11 protein-coding genes and 1 rRNA gene are annotated in these 10298 nt (G+C 30.1%); all 12 read left to right on the top strand.

Features of this window, described 5'->3' with window-relative positions:
• Positions 1-729: 729 nt before the first annotated feature.
• Complete coding sequence (gene trpE / locus CLCHR_RS22790; RefSeq protein ID WP_079442198.1) at positions 730-2121, top strand: anthranilate synthase component I; 1392 nt, start codon at positions 730-732, stop codon at positions 2119-2121.
• Positions 2118-2705, top strand: a complete 588-nt coding sequence (locus tag CLCHR_RS22785) for an anthranilate synthase component II (RefSeq protein WP_079442197.1) — start codon at positions 2118-2120, stop codon at positions 2703-2705. The genes trpE and CLCHR_RS22785 overlap by 4 nt, the downstream gene beginning before the upstream one ends.
• An 84-nt stretch (positions 2706-2789) precedes the next feature.
• Positions 2790-3797 (top strand): anthranilate phosphoribosyltransferase, encoded by a 1008-nt coding sequence (trpD, locus tag CLCHR_RS22780; protein ID WP_079442196.1) that lies wholly within the window; start codon positions 2790-2792, stop codon positions 3795-3797.
• A gap of 35 nt (positions 3798-3832) precedes the next feature.
• A complete protein-coding gene (gene trpC, locus CLCHR_RS22775) occupies positions 3833-4636 on the top strand; it encodes an indole-3-glycerol phosphate synthase TrpC (RefSeq protein ID WP_079442195.1) in 804 nt (267 codons plus the stop codon).
• Positions 4637-4678: 42 nt separating this feature from the next.
• Complete coding sequence (locus CLCHR_RS22770) at positions 4679-5368, top strand: phosphoribosylanthranilate isomerase (protein WP_079442194.1); 690 nt, start codon at positions 4679-4681, stop codon at positions 5366-5368.
• Positions 5369-5405: 37 nt separating this feature from the next.
• The gene (gene trpB, locus CLCHR_RS22765) at positions 5406-6581 is read left to right on the top strand and encodes a tryptophan synthase subunit beta (protein ID WP_079442193.1); all 1176 of its coding nucleotides are present in this window, start codon (positions 5406-5408) and stop codon (positions 6579-6581) included.
• Complete coding sequence (trpA, locus tag CLCHR_RS22760; protein ID WP_079442192.1) at positions 6581-7360, top strand: tryptophan synthase subunit alpha; 780 nt, start codon at positions 6581-6583, stop codon at positions 7358-7360. Before trpB ends, trpA begins: the two co-directional genes overlap by 1 nt.
• Before the next feature lie 183 nt (positions 7361-7543).
• A complete protein-coding gene (locus CLCHR_RS22755; RefSeq protein ID WP_079442191.1) occupies positions 7544-7831 on the top strand; it encodes a chorismate mutase in 288 nt (95 codons plus the stop codon).
• 12 nt (positions 7832-7843) lie between these two features.
• A complete protein-coding gene (locus CLCHR_RS22750; protein WP_079442190.1) occupies positions 7844-8527 on the top strand; it encodes an SAM-dependent methyltransferase in 684 nt (227 codons plus the stop codon).
• Between the two features lie 74 nt (positions 8528-8601).
• Entirely contained in the window at positions 8602-8901 is a 300-nt protein-coding gene (locus CLCHR_RS22745) for a hypothetical protein (RefSeq protein ID WP_079442189.1), read from the top strand.
• A gap of 115 nt (positions 8902-9016) precedes the next feature.
• Positions 9017-9436 (top strand): hypothetical protein, encoded by a 420-nt coding sequence (locus CLCHR_RS22740; protein ID WP_079442188.1) that lies wholly within the window; start codon positions 9017-9019, stop codon positions 9434-9436.
• 731 nt (positions 9437-10167) lie between these two features.
• Positions 10168-10298, top strand: a 16S ribosomal RNA gene (locus tag CLCHR_RS22735); the annotation flags it as partial.

Here is a 10298-nt window from a genome sequence, read left to right as displayed (position 1 = left end):
TTATAAAGATATTATAATTGATTAATATAAATGAATTCAATCATAATAAAGTGGATTAAAGATATTTATAATTATCTACAAAAATTGAAATTGTAAAAAAAGTATTTGCAATATAGAAAATAATGTGTTATATTAATTACAATAAATTAAAGCCGTTGATAAGAATAGTAGATAATAAAGCTTAGTGTAAAGAGAGTTCGATGTTTGGTGAGATTCGAATGCTGTAGGTATTGTTGAATGGGTCTTTGAGGTGACATCTTGAAATATATATTATAGTAGGGATGTACGGGGAGTCAGCCGTTAAAATGACAGGATATAAATTATGAGTATTTCTGAAATCTTCAATGTATTTGATTAAATTAATAGTATTTTAGTTTTTTTGAATATAAGTATTGTGCATTAACTCATATAAGTATCTGATAATATATATTACAATAGGTGGTATAACGGAATTATAGAATTTCGTCCTGATTAGGATGGGATTTTTTTGTTTTTAATTAAATAAAGTATTGAATATTGATTATTTTTTGCTGGTTGTAAATATAGAATTCAATTAAGTAAAATATTTATCATAAGCAGTACTGTAATTTAAAATGAAACTGTAATTATATCTATCACTTATTTAATGTTTAAGTTTGGGTGGCATAGCGAGTCACTTCGTCCCAAAAATTAGGACGAAGTGGCTCTTTTTTATTTAGAAAATTAAAGGATCTTCGGGGGGAAAGAATTATGATTAATATTTCAAAAGATAGTTTTTATGAAAAAAAGAAATCGGAATATGTATTTTCTTTGATAAGTGAATTCAGAGGCGATGAAATTACTCCTATAAAAATTTTTGATGGATTCAAAGGAAGTAGAAGATTCATATTTGAAAGTGGAACTAAAGAAAATTACTTTGGAAGATATTCATTTATGGGAGAAAATCCTTATAAGGAAATTTGTGGCGATGGACAAGAAGAAATAAATCAACTCAAGAATGAATGCAGAATTAAATTTGATAAGAGTACCAATACGTTTTCTTTTAAAGGTGGAGCAATTGGATATATGGGATATGATTCTATACAATTATATGAAAAAAAGCTTGATTTTAATAATGAAGATGAATTAAAAGCTCCAATAATAAGATTTAATTTTTATAACAGATATATTTGTTATGATCATTTTACCCATAAAGTCTATATTATAGACAACATCCTAAAAAACGATATTAGAGAATACGATGAAATAATTAAAACACAATATGAATATATAAATAGTTTGCTTTATAAACCAACTTTAACAGAACCATCAGAAGAGAAGAAAGATATTTCTTTTAAGTTTCATACAACCAAAGAAAATTTTGAAGAAAAAGTAAGAAAAGCTAAAGAACATATATTAGCAGGAGATATTTTTCAAGTTGTATTGTCACAGAGGATGACTTGTGAAACTGAAAAAACTCATCTTGAAATATATAGAAAGCTTAGAGAAGGGAATCCTTCACCTTATATGTATCTAATAGACTATGATAGCTATCAAGTAATAGGATCATCTCCAGAAAGTTTGGTATCAGTGAGAGAGGGAAAAGTTATTACAAATCCTATAGCAGGAACAAGAAAAAGAGGTGAAACGCCAGAGATTGATAATGCTCTTGAAAAAGAACTTATGGAAGATAAGAAGGAACTAGCAGAACATGTAATGCTTGTTGACCTGGGCAGAAATGATATAGGGAAAGTGAGTAAAATAGGAACAGTTAATGTAAGTGAGTTTATGAAAATTGAGAGATTTTCACATGTTATGCATATTACGACTAAGGTAGTTGGAGATATAAAAGATGATTTAGATGGATTCGATGCATTAGCAGCTTGTCTTCCAGCGGGAACTGTATCTGGTGCTCCTAAAATAAGAGCGATGGAGATTATAGAAGATCTTGAAGATTTTAAAAGAGGAATTTATTCAGGAGCAGTTGGATATTTTTCTTATGGTGGAAATATGGACACAGCAATTGCTATTAGAACAATGATATTAAAAGATAAAACGGCGTATCTTCAAGCAGGTGCTGGAATAGTATATGACTCAATACCGGAAAAAGAATTTGAAGAAGTTCAAAATAAACTAATGGTTTTAAAGGAGGCTTTAAGATGATAGCGTTAATAGATAACTATGATTCATTCACATTTAATTTATATCAATATTTAAGTGAATTTGCAGAAACCAAAGTTTTTAGAAATGATGAGATAACTGTAGAAGGGCTTAGAGAACTAAATCCAAAAGGAATAGTGATTTCACCAGGACCAGGGGTTCCTGAAGATGCAGGAATTTCTATAGAGTTGATAAAAAAGCTAGGGAATATAATACCTATTTTGGGTATTTGCCTTGGCCATCAAAGTATTGCAGCAGCATACGGTGGAAGAGTAATTAGAGCTAATGAAGTTTTCCACGGCAAAACTTCAAGAATCCAAGTTAAAGGTAAAGATATATTTGAAGGAATTCCAAGAAAGTTAGATGTTATGAGATATCATTCACTTATAGTCGAAAATAGTTCACTTCCAAGTTGTCTCGATGTTTTAGCATTAACTGTTGATAGTAATGACATTATGGCAATTAAACATAAAGAATACAATGTTTTTGGACTTCAATTTCATCCAGAGTCAATATATACACCTAAAGGCAAGCATATGATTGGAAATTTTGTGATTAACATTTGTGAAGATAAATTAGAAGACTAATTAAAAAGTAATTAAAGTAAATAGGATTATAAATACAGAGGCTATAAAAATAAGCAATATTATATATTTTAAGGGGGCATTAAAATGGTTATAAATGATGCAATTAAGAAATTAGCTTCGAGAGAAGAATTAAATGAAGATGAAGTAAGAGGCGTGATTAATCAAATCATGAAGGGGGAAGCAACTTCTGCTCAAATTGGAGGTTTTTTAATTGGGCTTAGAGCAAATGGGGAAACTCCAGATCATATTTTAGGAGCGGTTAAAGCTCTTAGGGATAATGGAGTAAAAGTTGAAATAGAAAATACTGAACATCTAATTGATACTTGTGGAACAGGAGGAGATGGATCGAAGACTTTTAATATTTCTACTGCAGTTGCAATAATTGCAGCAAGTGGCGGTGCTAAGGTTGCAAAACATGGAAATCGTGCGGTTTCTAGTAAAAGCGGCTGCGCAGATGCTTTAGTTGAGCTAGGAATAAATATTGACTTTGATGAAATTCAAAGCAAAAAAATTATTGAAGAAAATGGAATGGCATTTTTATTTGCACCAAAGTACAATGGTGCAATGAAAAACGTTGCAAAGGAAAGGAAGGAGCTAGGGACAAGAACAATTTTTAATTTGTTAGGACCGCTCGCAAATCCAGCACCAATTAGTGGACAACTTATGGGGGTATATGATGGGGCTTTAATAGAGACTGTTGGAGAAGTTCTTTTAAATCTTGGATTAAAGAGAGCTATGGTTGTTCATGGTGATGATGGATTAGATGAAATTACTACTACTACATTAACAAGTGTGTGTGAAGTGAGAGATGGAGAAATTATAACTTACAAACTTGATCCGGTTAAGCTTGGGTTTAATAAGGCTACCTTAGACGATATAAAGGGTGGAGAAGCAAAAGAGAACGCAGAAATAATAATGAAAATACTAAAAGGAGAAAAAGGACCTCAAAGAGATATAGTTGTTTTGAATTCAGGTGCTGCACTATATGTAGCAAATTTGGCTGATTCCCTAGAGGAAGGAATTGAAAAAGCAGCAGAGCTCATTGATTCTGGAGCAGCCTATAAAAAGTACGAGGAACTTTCTAGTTTGTAAATGAAAGTTCAAATTATAATAAAGAGGTGATAATTTTGATTTTAGATGATATTGTTGAAATGAAAAAAATTAGAGTAGCAGAAAGAAAAAAAGAAATTCCAATAAAAGAGTTAGAAAAGCAGGCATTAAGCAAAGTAAATGATGAAAAAGAGTCGAATGTCACAAATCCGTTCTTGACGGCATTAAAAAAAGAAGGATTATCTGTAATAGGTGAATTTAAGAAGGCATCTCCATCTAAAGGAGTAATTGTAGAAGAATTTAATATAAAGGAAATATTAAATTATTACACTTATCTCGGAATAGATGTATTTTCAATTTTAACTGAGGAAGATTTCTTTTTGGGGTGTGATGAATACTTGAAAGAAATTAGAAAAATTTCATACATTCCAATACTACGTAAAGATTTTATAATCGATTTTTATCAAATTTATGAAGCGAAAGTTTTGGGAGCTAACGGTATTTTACTTATTGCTAGTGTATTAGGTGAAAATTTAGGAAAATTTTATAAGGAGGCAAAAAGATTTAATTTAGAACCCTTAGTAGAAGTTCATAATAAAGAGGAGCTAGATTTAGCACTTAAATATGATTGTGAAATTATTGGGATTAACAATAGGGATTTAAAAACGTTTCATGTTTCATTAGATACTACTAAAGAATTAATTCAGTATATTCCAAAAGAAAAGATAATTATAGCTGAAAGCGGGATAATGAGTATTGAGGATTTAGATATGATTAAAAAATATGGAGCAGATGGGGTGCTGATTGGAGAATTGTTTATGAGAAACATAGATAATTCAGAATTTAAAACTAAATATAAAGAGTTTAGAAGTAATAAGTAATTTGTTAAATCTAAAAATTATTAGATTATGCGAGGATTTAATATGATTCAAGTTAAAATTTGTGGGATAACTAACAAAAATGAGATTGAATATTTAAATATATTAAAGCCAGAATATATAGGATTTGTATTTACAAAAAGTAAACGACAAGTGACTAGTAGAGAGGCTAAAGAATTGTGTGATAATTTAAGCAATGGAATTAAAACGGTTGGGGTGTTTAAAGATAATACAATGGAAGAGATTTTAGATGTTCTTAATGATATTCCTTTAAATGCAGTTCAACTTCATGGAAATGAAGATGAGGTATTCATTTCCAAATTAAAGAAAAATATAGATGTAGAAACAAATATATGGAAGGCGCTTTCAATAAGTGATGTTGATAATATAAAGCGGTTTATAAAATTTAAAGATATTAAATTAATAGATAATGTCCTTATTGACGGTGATAATCCAGGGAGTGGTGAAATATATTCACTAGATAGCATTGGAAGATTGTTTGATGAAAACTGCAATGTAGAACAAGAAATTAACTATATTAATAGAAAATATAACTTCTTTTTGGCAGGAGGAATAACACCAGAAAATGTTGTAGAAAGAGTTAGTAATGCAAATTCTATAGGTGTTGATGTTTCATCAGGTGTAGAATGTATGGATGAAAAAGGAATTAGAACAAAGTCATTTGAAAAAATGAAGAAATTAATTGATAACGTTAGAAAAATTAAAAGTATATAAGTAAACTTACTCTTATTAAGGAAGGTTGGGAAAAATAATGAATGGAAGATTCAACGAATTTGGGGGACAATATGTTCCTGAAACTGTAATGAATGCTTTAATTGAGCTTGAGGATGCGTATGAAAAATTTAAAGATGATAAAGAGTTTATTGAAGAGTATATGTACTACTTAAAATATTATACAGGAAGGCCAAGTCCACTTTATTATGCAGAGAACATGACAAAGGACTTAGGTGGTGCAAAAATTTATTTGAAAAGAGAAGATTTAAACCACACTGGAGCTCACAAGATTAATAATGCGCTGGGGCAAGTGCTTTTAGCTAAAAGAATGGGTAAAAAGAAAGTAATAGCAGAAACAGGAGCAGGACAACATGGAGTTGCAACGGCTACTGTAGCAGCTAAGTTTGGAATGGAATGTAAGGTATTTATGGGAGAAGAAGATACAAAAAGGCAAGCTATGAATGTTAAGAAGATGGAGCTACTCGGAGCTGAAGTTGTTCAAGTTCTAAATGGAACAAGAACGTTAAGTGATGCTACAACAGAAGCAATTAAATATTGGGCTGCCAATGTAGAAGATACATTTTACATCATAGGATCGGCTACTGGGCCTCATCCATACCCAACTATGGTTAGAAATTTTCAAAGAGTAATAGGTGATGAGGCAAGAAAGCAAATTATAGAACTTGAAGGAAAACTTCCAGATTATATTCTAGCCCCCGTTGGAGGAGGAAGTAATGCAATAGGAATATTTTATCCATTTATTCAAGATAAAGAAGTTAGTCTTATCGGAGTTGAAGCAGCTGGTAAAGGTGTTGAAACTGAAGCACATGCAGCAACTATTACAAAAGGACAAAAGGGAATTTTACATGGAACGTTAAGTTATGTTCTTCAAAATGAAGATGGAGGAATTCTTGAGGCGTATTCAATATCAGCGGGACTTGATTATCCAGGGGTTGGACCAGAACATGCTTACCTTTCTGAAACTAAGCAAGCCAATTATGTGAGTGTAACAGATGAGGAAGCAGTAAGAGACGGCTTTATGTATTTAACCAAAATTGAAGGAATAGTACCAGCACTGGAATCATCACATGCTGTTGCTTATGCTAAGAAATTAGCACCAACACTAGGCAGTGATAAAATTATAATTGTAAATCTTTCAGGGAGAGGAGATAAAGATATGGATGCAGTGCTAGCATATCTAGGTGAAAAATAATGAATAGAATTGATATATCGTTTAATAAAGTAAAAGAAAATAATAGTAAAGCGCTAATACCTTTTGTAACCTGTGGAGCAGATTTTACAATTGAAGAAACAGCGGATTTAGTTGTAGCTTTAGACCAAGAAGGCGCAACTGTGGTAGAAATTGGAGTACCTTTTAGTGACCCTCTTGCAGATGGTCCTGTAATATTAAATTCATATACTAAGGCTCTTAAAAATGGAATAAAATTAAAAGATGTATTCAGATGTGTGGAGTTAATAAGAGAAAAATCAGAAGTTCCAGTTGTACTTATGGTTTACTTCAATATTGTGTATTTCAAAGGAATAGAAAATTTCTTGAAAGAAGCAGCAAAATCTGGAGTTGATGGACTTATCGTTCCAGATATACCTCTTGAAGAAAGAGGAGAACTTAATAAAATTTGCGAAGAAAATGGGATTTATTTAATTCCTCTAGTAGCTAGAACATCAAGAGATAGAATTTCAGCAATAACAAAAGATGCAAAAGGATTTGTTTATTGCGTTTCAACAAATGGGACGACAGGTGAAAGAATTTCATTAGATAGTGGAACTCATGAATATTTAGATGAAGTTAGAAAAATTGTGGAAATTCCAATGTGCATAGGCTTTGGAATTTCTTCGAAAGAAGTTGTTAAAGAAGTTAAAGATTACTGCGATGGAGTAATTGTTGGAAGTGCAATAGTTAAGAGAATGGCAGAAAGTAAACAAGCAGTAATAGATTTTATAAAAGATTTAAAGGAAGGATTTAGATCGTAAGCAATATTATAAGTGGATAAGGTTTATAAGAGGGCTTGAATTAATAAATATAAATTGATTTTGGGTGGCAGAGCGAGTCACTTCGTCCTAATATTTCGAGGCGGAGTGGCTCGATTTGTATTATAGGTAACGTAAACAGAAGTTTAAGTTTTGGATAAATTAGTAGAAAGGAAGTTGAGTTTTATGGAATGTGAAACTTTAGAGGAAGTAAGGGAGAATATAGATAGAATTGATAAAAAAATAATTGAATTAATAGCAGAAAGAAGTAAATATGTTGTACAAGCAGCGAATTTTAAGAATACTTCCGAGGAGGTGAAAGCATCACAAAGAGTAGAAGAAATTATAAATAAAGTAAGGATGTTAGCAAAGTTTCATGGTGTAAATTCAGATATAGTTGAAAACATATATAGAGAAATGATTAATTCATTTATAAATTTAGAGTTATCTGAGTGTAAGAAGATTGTAAAATAAGGAGGATTAAATATGTCTTATGAATTATTATCAGTAGTACCTTGGGGAAGAAGTTTGAAAGAATATAAGGCAATGTTTAAATTAACTAATGAGGATATCAAAAAAGAAATTGCAAGTTTTGGCGATGGTCCTGCGAGTTTTAATTCAGAAATGAACAAGTTAAAAAATAATGTAACTTCATTTGATCCGATTTATGGATTCACAAAAGAACAAATATTAAATAGGATAATAGAAACAAAAGAAATTGTAATGAAACAAACAGAAGAGAATAAAGAAAATTTCATTTGGACTACAATAAAGAATTTAGAAGAATTAGAAAAGATGAGAATGGAAGCTATGTATAATTTTATTGATGATTTTGAAAAAGGAAAAGTGGAAAAACGCTATATTACTCACGAATTACCGAATAAAACAATTTTCCATGATAAACATTTTGATATAGGGCTAAGCTCACATTTCTTGTTATTATATTCAAATCTTGGACTTGATTTTCATATTAAATCAATAGATGAAATGCTTAGAATATGCAATGAAGTACGTATTTTTCCAATTTTAGATTTAAACGCTGATGAGTCAAGTTTGTTAAAGCCAATTATAGAGAAGTATAATAAAAGCTATGTGGTTGAGATTGAAAAAACAAATTATATATTTCAAAAAGATGGAGATAAGATGTTAACAATAAGGAGAATTCCCTAAATATTTAAGACTACCCCGTTGGATTAATAAAGAATGTTTGGTATAATTTTTTTGGAAACGAGGTGGTTGAAACTATGGCGAAGAAAACTAGTAGAAATACAGATATATTAAAAGACACTAAAAATACAACATCTCCTAAAGTTTATTCATTATTAGTAGAACTTGTGAATGCTGATAGGGAAGATTTAGCAGAAGATGTATTAAAAATAGATTATTTATTAACATACGCTAATAATTGCATAAAGGATAAGGATCGTAGAGAAGCAAAAGATACATTAGTGATTGCCAGAAATAGAATTGATAAGTTAATTGAAAATAATGCAAATGTTGAGTATTTAGTCTATCTTTATGATAAAATTAACTCGAAAATATAATTTATTAGTGAATATTTAAATTATATATGTAAACAATAAATATTTAATGTTATAATAAATTGATTTTCATTAAGTAATTAATGATTAAAATATAAATGTAAAGAGAGAAGAGTAAATGAGATTTGAAAATTTAGAAAAAACTATAAACAAATTAGATAATGATATTGAGGCCTTAAGAAGGGTTAAACAATATTTATCAAATAAAGATGAGATTAATGAAATAAGTGATTTGTTAAATAAGGAAAGACAAGTATATGCGGATGAATTATATATAGGTGATGCTATAGCTTATAGCGAGAGTTTAGAAATAATAAAGCAATTGTTAAATAAAGAATTAGGAAAAGATGAACAAGTTAAATTATTAGAAGATATCAAGGAAACACATGGAAGAAAGTCACCAAATGTCAGTAAAAAAAGTCATGGACTTAATGCTTGGCTTAAGTTTCTTGATATTCAATGTGAGTGGATAGAAAATCCTAATACCGATTGGTCAATATTAATTATAAAAGGATTTATACCAAGGAATAATAATTAAAAATTTTTTTCAAAAGTAAGTAGGTTTTCATATTCATGGAGACTTATTTTTTTGTTATAATTTTGATAATTTTTTAAAAGACAATAAAAAATAAAAATACAGCTAGAGGGGTGTCGTAGTGTATTATATTTTAGGTTATTATACACACCATATGCTTAATTTATTAAATAAAGGAGCAAATTATAAGGTAAAAGCCAAGAAAAGTTATTATTAAACAAAATGTCTGATACCAGTACATCACTGCGTACTATTAATAAGCGTAATAAAGAATCATAATGAAATATAAAAATAATTTAATTTTATAGTATAAATTTAAAGTCATTGGTTATAGTAATAGTGTAAGATGAAATATGTATCTAAAGACAAAGTTATTAAAAACAACTATGATTACAAATCTATCTGAAATTAAGGTGGAAAAATTTTTGGAAAAATTGTTGACAAGAATAAATATCGATGATATGATGTAATTCGTCGCTGAAAAGAACAGAATTCAATGACTTAAAGCTGAAAGAACATCTAAGAAAAATGCTTAAAAAGTTTTTTGAAAAGGTTGTTGACAAAGTCTGAAAGCGGTGATATACTGAGTAAGCTGTCAGAAACGGCAGAAACTTGTAAAGCCTTGTAACAACAGGCTTGTGAAAGAAAAATTGGTCTTTGAAAATTGAACAGAATATATAAATACATTTAAGTAAACCAGCAATTCTTTATTTGAGTAAGCTAAGATTAAACTTTTTATTGAGAGTTTGATCCTGGCTCAGGACGAACGCTGGCGGCGTGCTTAACACATGCAAGTCGAGCGAGAGAACTTCCTTCGGGAAGGACTCTAGCGGCGGACGGGTGAGTAACACGTGGGTAACCTGCC

This window comes from Clostridium chromiireducens (assembly GCF_002029255.1).
GTDB lineage: Bacteria > Bacillota > Clostridia > Clostridiales > Clostridiaceae > Clostridium > Clostridium chromiireducens.
The sequence above is the reverse complement of the archived record's forward strand: the minus strand, read 5'-3'. Positions and strand labels throughout refer to the sequence as shown.